Origin of the sequence: Vagococcus lutrae (assembly GCF_023299185.1) — a bacterium.
In the GTDB taxonomy this organism is placed as follows: domain Bacteria; phylum Bacillota; class Bacilli; order Lactobacillales; family Vagococcaceae; genus Vagococcus_A; species Vagococcus_A lutrae.
Window position 1 is genome coordinate 1,954,716 of the sequence record NZ_CP097017.1, and the last position, 18,717, is coordinate 1,973,432.

The following is an 18,717-nucleotide window of genomic DNA, read 5'->3' on the forward strand; positions in this document are numbered from 1 at the left end:
CTTTTTGATGTAGTAATCAGTTGTTTGACCTTCACTGACCATAAGTTTATTATAGCATGCTAATATAGTAATTCAAGTGAGATGCTTGTGTCAGAGCTGTCTCTGGACAAAAATCAAAAATTGTCGTTGTGCTATCGCTTTTTTTCGTTATAATACTAGATAGACAAGTGGAGGTGAAAGTGAGTGGGAAATCCTTTTGAAGAAAAGATAGCTCAATTGTTATCTGGTGAATGTTCGGAGTTAGTCGTTGAAAAAGACGATTTTTTTACATTTCGTGAAGCGTGGTTAGCCCATCCAGAGCGAAAGAAAATAACTGGGGAAGCTCACCTAGGCGGTAAAGTAATCTATCGTCGTCAAGAAGATGACGTTGAAAATTAATTATCTTGTTCTAAAAAAGGTTCGCAGCATAAAAATGTTGTAAGAACGATGAAAAAATGGTAACCTAAACTAGTGAAAGGATCTTTTTTCGTGTTTTTTTGATGCGGAAAAAAATCTTATAATATGACAATCACAAAGGAGAACGATTATTATGGAAAAAAAAGATTTTCACATTATTGCAGATACAGGAATTCACGCACGCCCAGCTACTTTATTAGTACAAACAGCTAGCAAATTCAATTCTGAAATTAGCTTAGAGTACAAAGGTAAGTCTGTTAACTTAAAATCAATCATGGGTGTTATGTCTTTAGGTGTTGGCCAAGGTGCTGACGTAACAATTACAACAGAAGGTGCTGACGAAGCAGACGCTATGGCAGCTATCGTAGAAACAATGCAGAAAGAAGGATTATCTGAATAATGGCTGAGTTGCTAAAAGGGATTGCCGCTAGTGATGGTGTAGCAATTGCAAAAGCATATCTTTTAGTGGAGCCAGATCTTTCATTTTCTGAAAAAACAGTAGAAGATTCTGAAGGAGAAATCACTCGTTTAGAAGAAGCTCTTGCTGTTTCAACAAAAGAAATTGAAGCTATTCGCGAAAAGGCTGCTGCTTCTCTTGGAGAAGAAGAAGCGCAAGTTTTTGATGCTCACTTAATGGTATTAGCGGACCCAGAAATGATTGGTGCGATAGAAAGTAACATTCGTGATAACAAAGTAAACGCTGAAGCAGGCTTGAAGTCTGTTGCAGATATGTTTGTAGGCATGTTTGAAGCGATGGAAGACAATCCATACATGCAAGAACGTGCGGCAGATATTAAAGACGTGACGAAACGTGTATTGAGTCATTTATTAGGAGTTAAACTTCCAAATCCTTCTATGATTGATGAAGAAGTCGTAGTCATTGCACATGACTTAACACCAAGTGACACAGCACAATTAGACCGTCGTTTTGTTAAAGCGTTTGTGACGAATATTGGGGGAAGAACTTCTCACTCGGCTATCATGGCACGTTCTTTAGAAATTCCAGCCATTGTTGGAACTAAATCTATTACAGATAGTGTTAAAGAAGGCGACATGTTAGCGGTTAACGGAATTGAAGGCGAAGTTATTGTTCATCCGACTGACGAACAAATTGAAACCGTTAAAAAAGCGGGCGAAGAATTTGCTGCGTTAAAAGCAGAGTGGGATAAACTAAAAGATGCTGAGACAGTTACAGCAGACGGTAAACATTTTGAATTAGCTGCAAACATTGGGACACCAAAAGATTTAGAAGGTGTGCATAACAATGGTGCTGAAGCAATTGGTCTGTACCGAACAGAATTCTTATACATGGATTCTGCCGACTTCCCAACAGAAGACGATCAATATGAAGCATATAAAGCTGTTTTAGAAGGTATGGATGGTAAGCCAGTAGTTGTTCGTACTATGGATATTGGTGGGGACAAAGAACTACCTTATTTAACATTACCTGAAGAGATGAACCCGTTCTTAGGATACCGTGCTTTGCGTATTTCATTGGTTGAAGACGATATGTTCCGTACACAATTACGTGCGTTATTACGTGCGTCTGTTCACGGTAAATTACGTATTATGTTCCCAATGGTGGCAACATTACCAGAATTCCGTCAAGCGAAAGCGATGTTAGAAGAAGAGAAAACTAAATTATTAGCAGACGGTGTCGCTGTATCAGATGATATCCAAGTGGGTATTATGATTGAAATCCCAGCGGCAGCAGTTATTGCTGATAAATTTGCTAAAGAAGTCGACTTCTTTAGTGTTGGAACCAATGATTTAATTCAATATACAATGGCAGCAGACCGTATGAATGAACGCGTTTCCTACTTATACCAACCATATAACCCATCAATTTTACGATTATTGAAGTTCGTGATTGATTCTGCTCATGCAGAAGGTAAATGGGCAGGTATGTGTGGTGAAATGGCGGGCGATCAAACAGCTGTACCATTATTAATGGGACTTGGCCTAGACGAGTTTTCTATGAGTGCTACAAGTATCCTTAAGACACGTAGTTTGATGAAACGTTTAGACTCTACTAAGATGGCAGAATTAGCTGATAAAGCAATCAATGAATGTGATACAGCTGATGAAGTCGTACGTTTAGTAGAAGAATATACAAAATAATTAAACATGACGATTTGAAAAATCAGAGAACAATGTTCTCTGATTTTTTTGTCATGAAAAGCATCATCAAACCTTAAATATGCTATAATAATTTGATAACCTTACATCATAATCAGTCTTAAGATGGACTGCTTATAAGTGTTTTCATGATATACTGAAAGAAATCATGAGCTTTACCAAAACAGAACGGAGTGTCTGCAGTGTTGCGAGTAACGATGTTTTCACAAGCTGATTCAGTTAAAGGACAAGGTGTTGGTAGTGCCTATTTAGAACTGATAGCATTGTTGAGAAAGTATGAGAAAGAAAGTCAGATAGAACTGCGAATTAATGAGTTTAAAAAAACAGATATTAGTCATTATCATACGATTAATCTTAGCTATTATTTGTCCACCTTTTTCCCCAAAATAGTCGGGCGCAGGATTGGCTATGTTCATTTTGTGCCGGAAACGTTAGAAGATAGTCTAGAAATGCCTAGGCTCTTTAAGCATATTTTTTACCGCTATGTAATAGCTTTTTATAAACGAATGGATCATCTTGTTGTAGTCAATCCAAGCTTTATTCCTGTCTTAGAGAAATATGGGATTTCAAAGGAAAAAGTTACGTATATTCCTAATTTCGTCTCAAGCGAAAGATTTTATCCGTTGCCTAATAGCGTACGCAAGGCGGAACGTGTTCAACGAGGTTGGGATGAACGTTTAGTCGTGCTTGGTGCAGGGCAAATCCAGATGAGAAAAGGCGTCGATGATTTTATCCGATTGGCGGAAGAAAACCCATCAATTCAATTTATCTGGGCGGGCGGTTTTTCTTTTGGAAAATTGAGTAATGGCTATGAACAGCTAAAAGAAAAGGTCGAGCATCCTCCTAATAATTTATTGTTTACAGGGATAGTTTCACGCGAGGGGTTACATCTGTACTACAATTTGGCCGATATTTTCTTATTACCTTCACACAGTGAATTATTTCCAATGTGTATTTTAGAAGCATTTAACTGTGGTACGCCAGTCATGTTGCGTGATTTGCCGCTTTATCAAGCAATTATTGAAGATGATTATATTGCTGCGAAAGATAAAGAGGAGATGTCACGTTTATTAGTAAAGTATCAGACGTCTCCAAAGGAATTAAAACACTATCAGCTGCGGTCAAAAAATGCGGCAGCGTATTATTCTGAACAAAATATTTTAAAAAAATGGCGAGCTTTTTATCATGAACAAAACAAGATGTCTGAATAAATTGATTGAAAAAAGGATAGGAGAGTCGAAATGAAGATTGCTTTTTTTACAGATACTTATTTGCCCCAAGTAAGTGGCGTTGCAACGTCTATTCGTATCTTATCTGAAGAATTACAAGCAATGGGTCATCACGTCTATATATTTACTACGACAGACCCTCAAGCAAAAGAGTCGACCGAGCAAATTATGCGATTGCCTAGTATTCCATTTGTTTCTTTTAAAGATCGGCGTATTGTCGTTAGTGGTCTGCTCGATGCCTATGAACGAGCGAAACAGCTAGACTTAGATTTAATACATACGCATACGGAATTTGGAACGGGCTTGCTAGGAAAGCAAATTGGGAAACTATTAGATATTCCAGTCGTTCACACGTACCACACGATGTACGAGGATTATTTGCATTATATTGCCAAGGGGAAAATAATCCGACCGAGTCATGTGAAACAGGCGACGCGGGCGTATTGTCGGCATTTGAGCGGTATTATATGTCCAAGTCAGCGTGTGGTTGATAAGCTAACTGAGTATGAAGTGATATCTCCATTGAGTATTATTCCGACGGGGATTCAACTCCAACAATTTGAAGAAGTTAGTGTTTCAGAAGCGCGTTACAAGGTTCGTCAAAATTGGGAAATTAGTGAACAAACCACATTGTTATTATCGTTAAGTCGCTTGTCCTATGAAAAGAACATTCAAGCTGTTTTAAAAGCTTTGCCAAAGATTGTGGAAAAACAGCCGGATACCTGTTTAATGATATGTGGAAAAGGTCCTTATCAAGAAGAGTTGGAGCAGCTAGTTCATTCGCTATCGTTAAGAGATTATGTACTATTTACAGGAGAAATTCAACCTGAAGAGGTAGCTAAGTATTATCGTGCGGCCGATATTTTTGTCAATGCCTCGACTTCAGAGTCGCAAGGTTTAACTTATATTGAAGCGTTAGCCGCCCGTATCCCGATGGTTGTCAAAACCAGTCCGTATGTTGCTTCTTTGATGAGAGATGAAAGTCTAGGCCGATTGTTTGAAGATGAACCGACCTTATCTGCTCAAGTGTTAGATGTGATAGCGTTGAAGTTAGAACCGTCAGAATCGGTCGTTCAAGAAATACTAACGGAAATCTCCAGTCAAACTTTTGCACGACGTGTGCTCGAGTTCTATGAGTCGGCTATTTCCTATCATCACTATTTTATTAAAAAAAATAAAACCATGAAGAAAGCCCGTGTGCCAAGTGAAAAAGATCTTTCACAGATGACTGATGAACATGAATCGATGTTAAAAGCTAACTTGTGGTTTCAAAAAATGCGGAAACATAAGTAGGAGGCTTCATGACTAAGAAATATCGTAGATTGTTAATCATCGCGCTTGCTATAGGGTTGTTTGTCTTTATCGTACCATTATTTCGAGTCACACCAGCAGCTGTTTGGCAAGAGGCTCAGAAGGTGAATGGGTATTGGTTAATCGTTGCCTTAAGTTGTATGCTGATGCATTGGGCGATTGAAGGCAAGATAATACAGGGACTTCTACGGCGTGAAGCAGCCAATTTTTCATTTAAAAATGCGTTAAGAATACCGTTGATTGAACACTTGTTTAATGCGATTACGCCTTTTTCAACAGGTGGGCAACCCGCACAGTTATTAACGTTAGTTAAATCGGGCATTGACCCTGGAGTCAGCGGGTCGGTATGCATGATGAAATTTGTTGTTTATCAAGTGATGATTGTCCTGAATTTTATCGGGTGTTTGATATTTGGTTTTTCTTTATTAAAACAAGAATTTCAACATCTCTCTTATCTCGTACTACTAGGTTTTATCATCAATTTAATCGTCGTCGTCACGTTACTGATGATTATGTATCATTATACCTTTACGAATAAAGTAGTCACTCTTTTTTTAAAGATACTTGAAAAAGTTGTAGGAGAAGAAAAAGCCACGCATTGGAAAAGTGTTTTAACAGAAAAAATGACGAACTTTTATCAGGAAAGTAGATATATGAAGCAAGAAAAGAAAATGATGTTTCGAACCTTTGTCCTGACCTTTTTTCAATTGATTTGTTATTACATTGTGCCATATTTTATTTTATTAAGTATGGGTGTTAATCAAATAAACATTTGGCAAATTATCATCTTTCATGCGTTTATTATTTTAATTATCTCGCTGTTTCCAATACCTGGTGGCACAGGTGGGGCAGAATACAGTTTTACCTTACTTTTTGGTGGGTTTATCGCAAGTCCAAGTCAACTGTTACTAGCGATTTTTCTATGGCGACTAATTACACATTATAGCGGTGTCTTTTTGGGCTTGATTGCTTTATTTATCAAACCTGATACGTTAGAGACATCGGGAACAACTCTTTAAAGGCTGACTTGGTCAGCCTTTTTTGGTAGGTTCGGACTTCTGATTAACGGATGTTTAAGGTATAATCATTAATAAGGAGGAATGAACATGAAAAAAATTGGTTTTATTGGAACAGGCGTTATGGGAAGTGCCATTGTTAAGCATTTATTGGCAGCAGATTATTCTGTAAACGTGCATAATCGTACCAAGAGTAAGACGGATGATTTAGTTGAGCTAGGGGCGATTTGGTGTGATACGCCGCAAGAGGTTGCGGTTGCCAGTGATATTATTTTTACGATGGTCGGTTATCCTTCAGATGTTGAAGCAACATATTTTGGAGAGTCAGGGATTTTTAGTGTTGATGTTACTGGGAAATATGTGGTAGATATGACGACAAGTACGCCTACCTTAGCTAAAAAAATTGCAACGGCTGCTCATGACTTAGGGGCTAAAAGTTTGGACGCACCTGTATCAGGTGGTGACTTAGGAGCTAAAAATGGAACTTTAACGATTATGGTCGGTGGAGAGGAAAAAGACTTTGAAGTATTACTACCGATATTTAAGGTTTTTGGTACGACTATTATGTATCAAGGAGAAGCTGGAAGCGGGCAACATACGAAAATGGCTAATCAAATTATGATCGCCGGTACGATGACTGGTATGACGGAGTTACTGGTGTATGCTGAAAAAGCGGGATTAGATTTAGAAAAAGTGTTAACGACAGTCGGTGGCGGCAGTGCGGCAAACTGGTCGCTAAGCAACTATGCCCCAAGAATTTTACAAGAAAATTATTCACCTGGTTTTTTTGTGAAACATTTTGTTAAAGACTTAAAAATCGCGTTAGATGAAGCGGATAAAATGGCGATCTCATTACCTGCGACAGAACAGGCCGTTCAGTTATATGAACAGCTTATGGATAAAGGCTATCAAGATGATGGAACACAGGCGCTTATTAAGTTATGGTGGCCAGAGGGGTGTCTTCCTTCTTAATATCAGATATTAAATTGACATTTGACAAAACGCTTTCAAAAGTGTAGTGTTTTTGTGATGAGTTTACATTTAATAGACTTACTATTAACTAGAGGAGCGTTTTTATGATAGAAAAGAATAGTGCCACTCCCTTTTATAATCAATTAGTGGACATATTATTAGAAGAAATAGATACTAAATTAAAACCTAACGATAAAATGATGTCTGAACGAGAAATCTGTACGAAATATGACGTAAGTCGGACGACGGTTCGCCAAGCTTTATCAGAATTAGAAAACATGGGGTATATATATAAGCGTCCAGGAAAGGGGACGTTTGTTGCGACACTCAATCGTGATAAAGAGAACTTAATGGATTTTTACAGCTTTACGGAACAAATGCGTCAACAAGGGAAAGTTCCCTCTACACAAATCTTATCTTTTGAAAAAACAAAGATTAATGGCTATATTGCCCACAAGTTAAATTTAGAGGATTTTGAAGAGGTGTATTGGTTAAAACGACTACGACTGGCAGATGATGTCCCAATGATGATTGAGTACACATATATACCTGCTAAAGAGTTTCCAGATATGACGAAAGAACTATTGGAGATGAAACCACTTTATAATATTTATGGAGATATTTACAATAAACATATCAAAGTGGCTGAAGAAGAGTTTTCTGCTAGTATCGTTTCGGAAACGGATGCGAAGTTATTGAATATTATGACAGGGGCACCGTGTTTAAAATTAAAACGTGTCACATATGATGATACGAATAAAGCAATTGAGTTTACAGTAAGTACGGCGCGTAGCGATCAATTCAATTATAAAATTAAACATTACAGATAAATAACAAAGACAACATTCTTATTTTATTAAGAATGTTGTCTTTTTTTATTTTTTAATGGTTGACAAGTGTTTTGAAACACGTTATATTTAACTTGTCACTACTGGTAGTTACCAGTTGAAAATAGTAGGAGGTATATAACATGATTTATTCATTATCGGATGACGCTTTAAAAGAAAAAGGCGCGATCATCACCGCTCGCGAAATTGAACAACAACCTCGTTTATGGGAAGAAACGTGGAGGATTTATCAAGACAGTCGTGAGAAAATTACTCAATTTTTTGAAAACGTTACCCAAGCACATGAACATGTTCAAGTGATTTTTACTGGAGCGGGAACGTCAGCTTATGTGGGAAATACGGTTCTTCCTTATTTAAAAGGGCAAGTAGACGAAACACAGTGGACACTTTCAAGTGTTGCTACCACTGATTTAGTTTCTAATCCTCGTGAATATTTTAATCCAGCGTTACCAACGTTATTAGTGTCATATGCTCGCAGTGGTAATAGTCCAGAGAGTGTGGCAGCCGTCGAATTAGGTAAACAATTAGTCTCAGATTTTTATCAAGTGACAATTACGTGTGCAGCAGACGGAGAGCTTGCTCGTAATGCTCATGGTGATGAACGTAACTTATTGTTAGTAATGCCTGAAGATTCAAATGATAAAGGATTTGCCATGACAGGTAGTTATTCTTGCATGACATTGATGACCTTACTTGTTTTTGATACAACGTCAGAAAAAGATAAAGAAGAATATTTGAATGTAATGATCGAGCTTGGTAAAGGTGTCATCGCAAATGAAGAAAGCATTGCGAAAATTTTAGAGGTGCCATTTAATCGTGTGGTTTATCTTGGATCAGGTAGTCTATCTGGTTTAACTCGTGAAGCACAATTAAAAATACTTGAACTAACAGCTGGGAAAGTGGCAACTGTCTTTGATTCATCTATGGGATTCCGTCATGGGCCGAAATCATTTGTTGATTCCGAAACGTTAATTTTTGGTTTTGTATCCAATCAACCATATACAGCTCAATATGATGAAGATATTTTAGAAGAGATTCATCAAGACGGTATTGCAGCGGGTGTGATTGGTTTAACAACGAACGAACTCAAGACTTATACAGGTCATACATTTGATTATAAAGAAGCGGGACGTGTTTTACCGGATGCATACTTGGCACTACCGTATGTTATGTTTGCGCAAACAGTTGCGATTTTAACTGCAATTAAAGTGGGCAATACACCAGATACGCCATCTCCAACAGGTACTGTAAATCGTGTTGTTAAAGGTGTTCAAATCTATCCCTATCAAGCTTAAAAAAAGGAGTTCATTATGAAAATATCAAAAAATAAGTATCAAGCAATGGAACGACTATCTACGAAAGATCATATTATTGCCGCTTTGGCGATTGACCAACGGGGTGCGTTGAAAAAAATGTTAAAGGCCGATGATTTTTCAGGCGATGTCGAGCAAACGATTGTTTCGTTTAAAGAATTAGTTTCTGAAGAACTAACCCCTTATTCTTCTTCGATATTGTTGGACCCTGAGTACGGTTTGCCAGCTGCTAAAGTAAGAGATAAAGAAGCTGGTTTGTTATTAGCTTATGAACAAACAGGCTACGATGCAACAGAACCAGGACGTTTCCCAGACTTAATTCATGATATGTCGGCTTTCCGTATTCGTCATGAGGGAGCAGACGGGGTTAAATTCCTCCTTTACTATGATATCGACGAGGGCGATGAGGTAAATGAACGCAAACATGCTTTTGTTGAGCGAATTGGTTCGGAATGTGTTGCAGAAGATATTCCATTTTATTTAGAGTTATTATCTTATGACGCGAAAATTGCTGATAACAGTAGTGCGGAATTTGCCAAAGTAAAACCGAGAAAAGTGATTGAAATGATGAAAGAATTTTCAAAACCTCAATACCATGTTGATGTATTGAAAATGGAAGTTCCTGTAAATATGCGATTTGTTGAAGGCTTTGCTGAAAATGACAGCGACATCTTACACACAAAAGAAGAAGCTTTGCAGCTCTTTAAGGATCAGAGCGATGCGACTCACTTACCTTATATTTTCTTGAGTGCCGGTGTAAGTGCCCAGCTTTTCCAAGATACAATTGAATTTGCGTATGAATCAGGTGCGAAATTTAATGGTGTATTATGTGGCCGAGCTACTTGGAAAGGTGGCGTTCCTGTTTTTGTCGAGCACGGTGAAGAGAAAGCACGTGAATGGCTGCGTACGCAAGGGCGTCAAAACATTGAAGAATTAAATGAAGTTATTAATCGAACAGCGCAACCTTGGACTGAAAAATTGAGTCAATAGGAAAGGACAAAGGCATGATTTTAACTGTGACGATGAATCCATCTGTTGATATCATGTATCAACTAGATGAATTGGTACTAGATGATGTGAATCGTGTTCAAACGATTAAGAAAACAGCGGGAGGCAAAGGACTTAATGTGAGTCGTGTTGCTTATCAACAGGGAGAAGCTGTTACCGCAACCGGTCTAGTCGGTGGAGAATTAGGAGAGTTTGTTAAACATCAACTAACCGAACAAGGTATTCAACATCACTTTTCAATGATTAATGGGAAAACGCGTAATTGTATTGCCATTATCCATGAAGGAAATCAAACAGAGATTTTAGAGTCGGGGCCTTCTATTAGTGAAGAGGAAGTAGAAGCGTTTATCACGGAATTTGAAACATTACTTCCAGATTCAGATGTGGTCACGATATCGGGAAGTTTGCCAGCTGGGGTCCCATCAGCGTTTTACACGCGTTTGATTGCTAAAGCGACTCAGCATCATATTCCCGTTTTACTTGATACATCGGGAACAGCGTTAGAGCAAGCTTTATCAAGAGAACCTAAACCGACAGTGATTAAACCTAACTTATCGGAATTAGCAAGCCTATTACAAACGGATGAGCAGCAGATAGCGGATAACCTCGCTGAGTATTTACAGCAACCTTTATTCAAAGGAGTGGATATTATTGTTGTTTCGTTAGGAGCAGATGGCGCTTTTGTGAAATGGCATGATTCATTTTACCGTGTGACGATTCCTAAAATAGACGTGGTCAGTCCGGTTGGTTCAGGAGATGCGACCCTTGCTGGATTAGCAGTGGGATTATCTCGAGAAGAGCAACCAGAAGTTATTTTAAAGCGAGCTATGGCAGCGGGCATGTTAAATGCTCAACAACAAGCAACGGGCATGATTGAGGCATCGAAAATGACACAAATGATGTCAGAAGCTAAGGTGCATCAATAACCATATAGATAAGATAAAAAGAGCGCACTCTTTTTATCTTATCAAAATTGAAAGCGTTTGAAATTAAAAGGATGGAAAGGGAGAGATCGTATGACAATCAGAGCAGTAAGAATCGACGGCCGTCTTATTCACGGTCAAGTAGCAAACTTATGGACACCTTCGTTGGGAGCGACACGAATCATGGTCGTAGACGACCAAGTGGCAACAAATGATATTGAAAAGTCAGGGTTAAGAATGGCGTGTCCAGCTGCGACAAAGCTAAGTGTGTTACCTATTGAGAAAGCAGCTAAAAACATTTTAGACGGGCGCTATGACTCTCAAAAAGTATTTATTGTCGTAAAAAGTCCACAGCCACTACTAGCATTAGTTGAACGCGGCGTTCCAATTGAAGAAATTAATGTGGGGAACATGTCACAAACAAGCGAAACGAAATCTGTCACAAAATCGGTCAATGTTACACCGGCTGATGTCGAAGTATTTAAAGCGTTAGATAAGCATGGTGTTAAGTTAGTACATCAAATGGTTCCAGGCGAAAAATCATCTGATTTTATGGAATTATTGAAAAAAATATAAGAAATGAGGGAATAAAATGGGAATCGAATGGTGGCAAATAGTATTACTGACGTTGTATGCAGGATATCAAATCCTAGATGAGTTAACCATTAACTCAAGTGCGGGGTCACCTGTTTTTGCTGGATTTATAGCTGGACTTGTAATGGGCGATGTGACGACTGGTTTAATGATTGGTGGAGCCATGCAGTTAACGATTTTAGGAGTCGGAACATTTGGTGGATCCTCTCGTATTGATGCGAACTCAGGAACCGTCTTAGCAACTGCTTTTTCAATCGGTTTAGGTATGAGTCGTGAATTGGCGATTTCATCTATTGCGGTACCTGTTGCTGCGCTAATGATTCAAACGGATATTTTAGCACGTTTTACTAACACATTTTTTGCACATAGAATTGATAAACATATTGAAGATCATAACTATCGTGCTATTGAACGCAATTATTTATTAGGGGCAATACCTTGGGCATTATCTCGTGCATTACCTGTTTTCCTTGCGCTAGCTTTCGGTGGCGGGTTAGTAAACTCTGTCGTGGAGTATATGAATAATGATTTAAGTTGGTTAGCTACTGGTTTAGAAACAGCGGGAGCAGTATTACCGGCAGTCGGTTTCGCGATTCTTTTACGCTACTTACCAGTGAAAGAACACTTCCCATACTTAATCTTAGGGTTTGTTATTACTGCAATGTTAGCGACTCTATACGGAGATGTTGGAGCAATCGGTGGTGCTGTCGCTGGATTGACAGAAGAATTTACTCGTAGCTTCTCAGGTTTACCAATGTTAGGTGTTGCGTTAATTGGATTCTCAATTGCTGCGGTAGAATATAAACGTAGCATGAACCGTTCAAAACAAGCGGTGACAGAGGGTGCACCAAAAGCAGCGGTTGTGGAAGAAACAGTGGAAGGAGAAATACTCGATGACGAACTCTAAAACAAACTCACCAAACTATAAATTAACAAAAAAAGATTTCAATCAAATTAATCGTCGTAACTTATTTACATTTCAACTGGGTTGGAACTATGAACGTATGCAAAATACGAGTTACTTATACACCGTGTTACCACAATTACGTAAAATTTACGGAGATAACACTGATGACTTAAAAGAAGCGATGAAAAACCATACGCAATTCTTTAATACGAGTAACTTTTTCAACACGATTATTACAGGAACTAACTTAGCGATTGAAGAGCAACAAGGTATCGAAGCAAAAGAAACGGTTGCCGGGATTAAAGTCGGTTTAATGGGATCGTTTGCCGCTATTGGAGACTCTATTTTCGCCGCGTTAATTCCAGCGATATTTGGAGCTATCGCAGCCAATATGGCAGTAAATGGTAACCCGACAGGAATTTTCATCTGGGTTGCTGTGAATATTGGTGTTATGTATTTCCGCTGGCGTCAATTAGAGTTTGCCTATAAAGAAGGGGTTACTCTTGTTACAAGAATGCAAAGTAAACTATCAGCATTAACAGATGCTGCTACGTTATTAGGGGTATTCATGGTTGGGGCTTTAATTGCAACAATGATCAACATTAAGATTGGTTTTGCACCACAAATTGGTGAATTAACAGTTGACATTCAAGAGAAAATTGACATGGTCTTACCAAGAATCGTTCCTGCTGCTTTAGTGGGAAGTGTTTACTGGTTATTAGGTCGTAAGAAAATGACTGCCACAAAGGCGATCTTTATTGTACTAATCGTATCAGTAGCACTTTCTGCATTAGGTGTGATTTCAAAAATCTAGTTAGCATGACAAATGAACAGAGGCTTCCTTTATGGTGGCCTCTTTCTAATTAAAATTTAGAAAGAAGAGGTTATAGAATGAGTGTTTTAATTTTAAGTAGTCACGGTCGCTTTTGTGAAGCGTTAAAAGAAAGTGTTGAGATGATATTTGGACCACAAGAAAAAATTGTGACGCTACCGTTTTTAGAAGAGGAAGGCGAAGCAGAATTTTTAGCGAAATTTGAGGCAATCAAAAACGCGCATCCAGAAGAAGAGTTAGTCGCATTTGCCGATTTATTTGGTGGAACTCCTTGTAATCAATTATCAAAATTAGTCATGACGGGTGAATCGTTATCGTTATATTCAGGGATGAATATGCCAATGGTTATTAGTTTCTTAAATGCTCAACTAACTGGTCAGGACTTTAATGGTGTGACTGATGCTCAAGACGGGATTAAGTTTGTTAACGACTTGTTACCTAAATTATAATTAGAAAGGGTAGGAATATGACGACTTTTGACGTAACAAAAGAGTTTTTATTAGACGGACAACCGTTTCAGATAAAATCTGGTGCCGTCCATTATTTTAGGATTTTACCTGCTCACTGGGAGCATACGCTTTATAATTTAAAAGCGATGGGGTGTAATACGGTTGAAACCTATATACCTTGGAATATTCACGAACCACACGAAAGCGTGTTTGATTTTTCAGGATGCTACGATATCGTCGCTTTCATTAAGCAAGCAGAAGCTTTAGGCTTACATGTAATAGTCCGTCCTTCGCCATTTGTATGTGCTGAGTGGGAATTTGGCGGATTGCCAGGATGGTTGTTAAACTATCCGGAAATGATTTATCGTTCAAGCGATTCGTTATTTTTAGAAAAAGTCCGTCCTTTTTATCGTGAAGTTTTAAGTCGGTTGACACCACTTCAAGTCACGCAAGGTGGTCCTATTTTAATGATGCAAGTTGAAAATGAATATGGATCTTACGGCAATGATAAAGAGTACCTGTCAGCCTTAGTCACGATGATGCGTGAAATGGGTGTGGATGTCCCGTTATTTACGTCTGACGGTAGTTGGGATGAAACGTTGCGCGCAGGAAGTATGATTGAACAAGGTATTTTAGCGACTGGAAATTTTGGGTCAAAACCAAAAGAAAACTTCGATAACATGCAAGCTTATTTTGATGAACATGACGTCGAGATGCCATTAATGTGTATGGAGTTTTGGGATGGTTGGTTTAATCGTTATAATGAACCGATTATTCGTCGTGACCCACAGGAATTTGCAGAGACACTATCTGAAATGGCTAAGAGAGGGTCGTTTAACTTTTATATGTTTCATGGCGGCACAAACTTCGGCTTTATGAATGGCTGTTCAACGCGTGGTGAAAAGCGTTTGCCTCAAGTCACGTCTTACGATTATGATGCTCCTTTAACAGAATGGGGAGATCCCACTGAAAAATATTTCTTAGCTCAAAAAGTTTTAAAAGACTACGGTGAAGTGGATACACCGCGCTACGTTGAAAAGACTAAAGGACTGGCTAAGCAGACGGGTGTCACTAGCTTGTTTGATAACTTGTCAGGCTTAAGCGAAAGACATGATAGCAAGTATCCAAAAGGGATGGAGTCGTTCGGCCAACACTATGGCTATATACTATATCGTACGACTATATATAGTAAAAACACGCAACAAAATGCCTTACTAGTGGGGGCGCAAGATCGTGCGCATATCTATGTTAATCATCAATGGCAAAAAACGCTTTACCAAGAAGACTTACTTGAAGAATTTGAATTAAACTTTGAAGTCGGTAGCAACCAAGTAGATATTTTGATTGAAAATATGGGACGAGTGAACTATGGCCCACATTTGCAAAGTGTCAAACAGTCGAAAGGTTTAACACGTGGTTTACGTTTAGACTTGCATTTCGAATCAGATTGGGAAATCTACCCATTACCATTAGATGATTTTTCACAGGTAACGTTTGAAAAGGACACTCAATCAGCGGCGTTACCAGTCATTGGACGCTATCATGTGGAGGTTGACAGACAAGCACACACCTTTTTAGATATTCGCGAACTAGGAAAAGGGATAGCTGTTTTAAATGGCTTTAATCTCGGTCGCTACTGGAATGTTGGACCAGTTGGTTACTTATATATTCCGTCAAGCTTATTAAAAGAAACGGACAATGAGTTACTTATTTTTGAAACGGAAAAAGCATTACCGACATCACTTTCTTTACTAGACCATCCTGTTTATATCGAAACTGAAAATAAAGATAATTTTAAGAAAGCGACAGCGCCAATCTAATACGCAATCTATGTGTCAATAACGTTAAAATAATCTGCTTTTCTTAAAAAATATCGAAAACTTTCATCAATATCGGTGCAATTATCTTCGCTTTTTGATACAATGTAACAGAAAGTGGAAGCGAAGGAGGCTCGCAATATGAAGAGTTCACAATTAGTTGCGATTATTAAACGCTTAGAAGCGATGACGGAAGCGACAGACAACGAAATACAAGTACGCCGCTTTGAACGTGATGGCGTTGAGAAATGTCTGGTGACATATGATTCAACCAGTGAAACATTTGAATTAACCGAATCAGGTTCATCACAAGTCTATCAGTTTGATGATGTTGATTTAGTAGCCATTGAGATTTACGAATTGTTACAAGACTAATGTCAAAAAAGTACAAGGAAATTATTCTTCCTTGTACTTTTTTTATGTTAAAATGAAATCAATTAAAAGGAGGAGTAAATGATGACAACGAAAAGATGGGTAGCATTAATTGTGGCGATAGCGATTGCGCTTTTTGCGATAACTGTTCCAAAAAAGGAAGCCAATCTCGCATTTGAAGATATTTTCAATGAAGAGGGTATGACAGAAGAGATAGTTGAGCCGGGGTCACCAACGAAAAAAATCGTGAAGTTAACGATTGATGGTGGAATAATGTCTGGCGGTAGCAGTAGCCTCTTTGGAGGAGAAGGATATGATCATGAATTTTTCCTTAATCAATTGCAAACAGCGTATGAAGATCCGGATGTAAAAGGTTTGTTTTTAGAAGTAAACTCTCCGGGTGGTGGCGTTTATGAAAGTGCTGAGATTGCTCGTTTAATTAAGCAAATTCAACAAGATAAAAAAATACCATTTTACGTCTCAATGAAAAATATGGCAGCAAGTGGTGGTTACTATGTGGCGGCGAGTGCGGATAAGATATTTGCTACGGAAGAAACCATCACAGGGTCAATTGGTGTGATTATGAGCAACTTGAATATTTCTGAATTACTGGATAAGCTAGGTATTAAAGATGCGACGGTAAAAAGTGGCGACTTGAAAGATATGGGGTCAACTAATCGCCCATGGACGGATAAAGACCGCGAAGTTTTGCAAACAATGGTCGATAATTCTTATAATCGCTTTGTTAAAATTGTTGCGGATGGACGTGACATGCCGGAAGATAAAGTGAGAGAAATTGCAGACGGACGTATTTATGACGGACAGCAAGCCGTCGAAAATGGTTTAGTCGACGCTTTGGCATTTCCAGAAGAAGCACTAGAAGAAATGAAAAAAGAGAAGACGCTAAAAGGTGCGTCAGTCATTTCGTATGAAACATCTGCGAGCGCTTGGGAAAAAGCCTTTCCTTTTAAAATCATGAATAACTGGATAAAAGGATTTTCAAGTAAAAACAAATTAACGCCACTCGGTTTGCCATCCCTTTCAGAAGAGACACCACAACTTATGTATTGGTACGGAGGGAGTGCGATTCATGAATAAAATAAAGGAGATGTGGCAAGGGCAAGTTGGCCAAACGCATCAGTATCCATCCTATTTTTATGCGGGTTTTTGGATGAGAATGTGGGCGTTTTTAACCGACCTGATTGTCATCCAGTCACTCACGTATATTTTGCTAAGTTATGTTGCTAATTTGGAAGCGTTAAGTAAAAGTTATGTAATCGGTAGTGTTATTATATACTTGCTTTATTTTATAGTGATGACGAAATGGACGAACGGTCAAACGCTTGGAAAGATGATATTTGGTTTAAAAGTCATCTGCTTTAACGAAGAAACACTATCATGGCAAACGGTCTTGATTCGTGAAGGGGCATGTCGATTTATAATGAAGTCGGGTTTTTGGCTATTAGGTTATTTGTTAGCGATATTTACGAAACGTAAACAGCATGTCGGTGATTGGTTGACAGATACTAGTGTTGTCACGGTGAATGTCTTACGAGCAACAGAGTGTCGTCAGTAAGAAAAGAAAGGGCGCAAAATATGAGTGATATTTTACCATTCCCTAATCAAGCAGCGAGTTATGAACGAATGGGCAGAAAAGAGTTGGAAACAGGTGCCTATCTTGAGGCCGTTGCTCATTTGGAAAAAGCTTATGAGTTAGAAGCCAACTGGGAAAGGAATCGGTTGTTAGTGTCGGCTTATATCGAAGCGGCACAGCCTGAGGAGGCGTTAATTCTTGCAAACGAGTATATAACAGATTATTTGCAAGGGGAAGAAGGGTTTGCTCAATATATTTCAGTGTTAGTGCATAATAGAAAACTAATGAAAGCTCATATATTAGTTCGAAATGCGCGTCTATCCAAAACGTTAGAAAAAGAGTTAACAGAGCAACTCGCATCATTAGACCAAACGTTATTAACAATTAATAAAACCGAAATACAAGCAACACAAACGTGGCTTAAAAAACAAGCAACTTCTTCACTATATAGTCATTTGTTTTATCAAAAGCTAGAAAGCTTACCGATAGCTGCTTTTGCAGAAACGAGTCAATACTTGATTTCTCAAGCAACGACACTACCGATATATCGCCGTTATATCTTGGAGCAAGCAGTCCGCTTAAAATTAACGGCTGACTGGTCAATCTATTTATATGATGGAACCCGTCAAACATTTTCCTTACCAAGTCTCGTCCCGTTTCCAGAGCAACAGCACGTTCAGATGCTACAAGCGTGCTTGTATGAGTTAATTGGCGAGGACTATCAGTATCATGACTTGCAAGAGATATTGCGGTTATATCTGAGTACTATTTATCCGAAAGCATGGCCGGAATATTTGAATATGGAAATATGGCTCATCTGTTTTTTATCTACCTATTTTCCAGAAATGTCAGAACGAAAAGCTAAATTAGATGTGGATTTGAAGCCGTATGAAACACATATTAATGAAATAAAAAAAGTGTTAGAACAGAATGAACATCTTGACAAATAATAGGTAAAAATGTTTACATTTAAGTGATACTAGTGTACTATTGTATG

20 protein-coding genes are annotated in these 18,717 nt (G+C 38.4%); all 20 read left to right on the forward strand.

Annotated elements, in window-relative coordinates; all coding sequences use genetic code 11:
- Positions 1-183 precede the first annotated feature (183 nt).
- A complete protein-coding gene (locus M2919_RS09375) occupies positions 184-378 on the forward strand; it encodes a hypothetical protein (protein ID WP_222318761.1) in 195 nt (64 codons plus the stop codon).
- A gap of 151 nt (positions 379-529) precedes the next feature.
- The gene (locus M2919_RS09380) at positions 530-796 is read left to right on the forward strand and encodes a phosphocarrier protein HPr (protein ID WP_023606430.1); all 267 of its coding nucleotides are present in this window, start codon (positions 530-532) and stop codon (positions 794-796) included.
- Complete coding sequence (gene ptsP, locus M2919_RS09385) at positions 796-2,517, forward strand: phosphoenolpyruvate--protein phosphotransferase (RefSeq protein ID WP_248848746.1); 1,722 nt, start codon at positions 796-798, stop codon at positions 2,515-2,517. Before M2919_RS09380 ends, ptsP begins: the two co-directional genes overlap by 1 nt.
- A gap of 200 nt (positions 2,518-2,717) precedes the next feature.
- Entirely contained in the window at positions 2,718-3,746 is a 1,029-nt protein-coding gene (locus M2919_RS09390; RefSeq protein WP_248848747.1) for a glycosyltransferase family 4 protein, read from the forward strand.
- 30 nt (positions 3,747-3,776) lie between these two features.
- Entirely contained in the window at positions 3,777-5,057 is a 1,281-nt protein-coding gene (locus M2919_RS09395; protein ID WP_248848748.1) for a glycosyltransferase, read from the forward strand.
- A gap of 8 nt (positions 5,058-5,065) precedes the next feature.
- Positions 5,066-6,094, forward strand: coding sequence for a lysylphosphatidylglycerol synthase transmembrane domain-containing protein (locus tag M2919_RS09400; RefSeq protein WP_248848749.1), 1,029 nt, complete (start codon positions 5,066-5,068; stop codon positions 6,092-6,094).
- Positions 6,095-6,181: 87 nt separating this feature from the next.
- Positions 6,182-7,063, forward strand: a complete 882-nt coding sequence (locus M2919_RS09405; RefSeq protein WP_248848750.1) for an NAD(P)-dependent oxidoreductase — start codon at positions 6,182-6,184, stop codon at positions 7,061-7,063.
- Positions 7,064-7,167: 104 nt separating this feature from the next.
- On the forward strand, positions 7,168-7,893 hold the full coding sequence (locus M2919_RS09410) for a GntR family transcriptional regulator (RefSeq protein WP_202585460.1): 726 nt from the start codon (positions 7,168-7,170) through the stop codon (positions 7,891-7,893).
- A gap of 143 nt (positions 7,894-8,036) precedes the next feature.
- Positions 8,037-9,206 (forward strand): SIS domain-containing protein, encoded by a 1,170-nt coding sequence (locus M2919_RS09415; RefSeq protein ID WP_248849508.1) that lies wholly within the window; start codon positions 8,037-8,039, stop codon positions 9,204-9,206.
- Between the two features lie 12 nt (positions 9,207-9,218).
- Positions 9,219-10,214 (forward strand): tagatose-bisphosphate aldolase, encoded by a 996-nt coding sequence (gene lacD / locus M2919_RS09420; RefSeq protein WP_338065022.1) that lies wholly within the window; start codon positions 9,219-9,221, stop codon positions 10,212-10,214.
- A gap of 14 nt (positions 10,215-10,228) precedes the next feature.
- On the forward strand, positions 10,229-11,158 hold the full coding sequence (locus M2919_RS09425; RefSeq protein ID WP_248848752.1) for a hexose kinase: 930 nt from the start codon (positions 10,229-10,231) through the stop codon (positions 11,156-11,158).
- Between the two features lie 90 nt (positions 11,159-11,248).
- Positions 11,249-11,731 (forward strand): PTS sugar transporter subunit IIB, encoded by a 483-nt coding sequence (locus M2919_RS09430; protein WP_023606440.1) that lies wholly within the window; start codon positions 11,249-11,251, stop codon positions 11,729-11,731.
- Between the two features lie 16 nt (positions 11,732-11,747).
- The gene (locus M2919_RS09435; RefSeq protein WP_023606441.1) at positions 11,748-12,656 is read left to right on the forward strand and encodes a PTS mannose/fructose/sorbose/N-acetylgalactosamine transporter subunit IIC; all 909 of its coding nucleotides are present in this window, start codon (positions 11,748-11,750) and stop codon (positions 12,654-12,656) included.
- Complete coding sequence (locus M2919_RS09440) at positions 12,643-13,470, forward strand: PTS system mannose/fructose/sorbose family transporter subunit IID (RefSeq protein WP_222318738.1); 828 nt, start codon at positions 12,643-12,645, stop codon at positions 13,468-13,470. Before M2919_RS09435 ends, M2919_RS09440 begins: the two co-directional genes overlap by 14 nt.
- Before the next feature lie 77 nt (positions 13,471-13,547).
- Positions 13,548-13,937, forward strand: a complete 390-nt coding sequence (locus tag M2919_RS09445; protein ID WP_168413675.1) for a PTS sugar transporter subunit IIA — start codon at positions 13,548-13,550, stop codon at positions 13,935-13,937.
- A 17-nt stretch (positions 13,938-13,954) separates the two neighbouring features.
- Positions 13,955-15,757, forward strand: a complete 1,803-nt coding sequence (locus M2919_RS09450) for a glycoside hydrolase family 35 protein (RefSeq protein WP_248848753.1) — start codon at positions 13,955-13,957, stop codon at positions 15,755-15,757.
- Between the two features lie 138 nt (positions 15,758-15,895).
- The gene (locus M2919_RS09455) at positions 15,896-16,129 is read left to right on the forward strand and encodes a YkuJ family protein (RefSeq protein ID WP_023606445.1); all 234 of its coding nucleotides are present in this window, start codon (positions 15,896-15,898) and stop codon (positions 16,127-16,129) included.
- Between the two features lie 81 nt (positions 16,130-16,210).
- Positions 16,211-17,224, forward strand: a complete 1,014-nt coding sequence (sppA, locus tag M2919_RS09460; protein WP_023606446.1) for a signal peptide peptidase SppA — start codon at positions 16,211-16,213, stop codon at positions 17,222-17,224.
- Positions 17,217-17,702, forward strand: coding sequence for an RDD family protein (locus M2919_RS09465; protein WP_248848754.1), 486 nt, complete (start codon positions 17,217-17,219; stop codon positions 17,700-17,702). The genes sppA and M2919_RS09465 overlap by 8 nt, the downstream gene beginning before the upstream one ends.
- Positions 17,703-17,722: 20 nt before the next feature.
- Positions 17,723-18,670, forward strand: a complete 948-nt coding sequence (locus M2919_RS09470) for a tetratricopeptide repeat protein (RefSeq protein WP_248848755.1) — start codon at positions 17,723-17,725, stop codon at positions 18,668-18,670.
- Positions 18,671-18,717 lie beyond the last annotated feature (47 nt).

What these genes read in the sequence shown, in the direction of transcription:
- M2919_RS09450 (WP_248848753.1), top strand. Translation starts at nt 13,955, where the DNA reads ATGACGACTTTTGACGTAACAAAAGAGTTTTTATTAGACGGACAACCG.
- M2919_RS09465 (WP_248848754.1), top strand. Translation starts at nt 17,217, where the DNA reads ATGAATAAAATAAAGGAGATGTGGCAAGGGCAAGTTGGCCAAACGCAT.
- M2919_RS09435 (WP_023606441.1), top strand. Translation starts at nt 11,748, where the DNA reads ATGGGAATCGAATGGTGGCAAATAGTATTACTGACGTTGTATGCAGGA.
- M2919_RS09470 (WP_248848755.1), top strand. Translation starts at nt 17,723, where the DNA reads ATGAGTGATATTTTACCATTCCCTAATCAAGCAGCGAGTTATGAACGA.
- M2919_RS09410 (WP_202585460.1), top strand. Translation starts at nt 7,168, where the DNA reads ATGATAGAAAAGAATAGTGCCACTCCCTTTTATAATCAATTAGTGGAC.
- sppA (WP_023606446.1), top strand. Translation starts at nt 16,211, where the DNA reads ATGACAACGAAAAGATGGGTAGCATTAATTGTGGCGATAGCGATTGCG.
- M2919_RS09440 (WP_222318738.1), top strand. Translation starts at nt 12,643, where the DNA reads ATGACGAACTCTAAAACAAACTCACCAAACTATAAATTAACAAAAAAA.
- M2919_RS09405 (WP_248848750.1), top strand. Translation starts at nt 6,182, where the DNA reads ATGAAAAAAATTGGTTTTATTGGAACAGGCGTTATGGGAAGTGCCATT.
- M2919_RS09455 (WP_023606445.1), top strand. Translation starts at nt 15,896, where the DNA reads ATGAAGAGTTCACAATTAGTTGCGATTATTAAACGCTTAGAAGCGATG.
- M2919_RS09380 (WP_023606430.1), top strand. Translation starts at nt 530, where the DNA reads ATGGAAAAAAAAGATTTTCACATTATTGCAGATACAGGAATTCACGCA.
- M2919_RS09430 (WP_023606440.1), top strand. Translation starts at nt 11,249, where the DNA reads ATGACAATCAGAGCAGTAAGAATCGACGGCCGTCTTATTCACGGTCAA.
- M2919_RS09425 (WP_248848752.1), top strand. Translation starts at nt 10,229, where the DNA reads ATGATTTTAACTGTGACGATGAATCCATCTGTTGATATCATGTATCAA.
- ptsP (WP_248848746.1), top strand. Translation starts at nt 796, where the DNA reads ATGGCTGAGTTGCTAAAAGGGATTGCCGCTAGTGATGGTGTAGCAATT.
- M2919_RS09400 (WP_248848749.1), top strand. Translation starts at nt 5,066, where the DNA reads ATGACTAAGAAATATCGTAGATTGTTAATCATCGCGCTTGCTATAGGG.
- M2919_RS09395 (WP_248848748.1), top strand. Translation starts at nt 3,777, where the DNA reads ATGAAGATTGCTTTTTTTACAGATACTTATTTGCCCCAAGTAAGTGGC.
- M2919_RS09445 (WP_168413675.1), top strand. Translation starts at nt 13,548, where the DNA reads ATGAGTGTTTTAATTTTAAGTAGTCACGGTCGCTTTTGTGAAGCGTTA.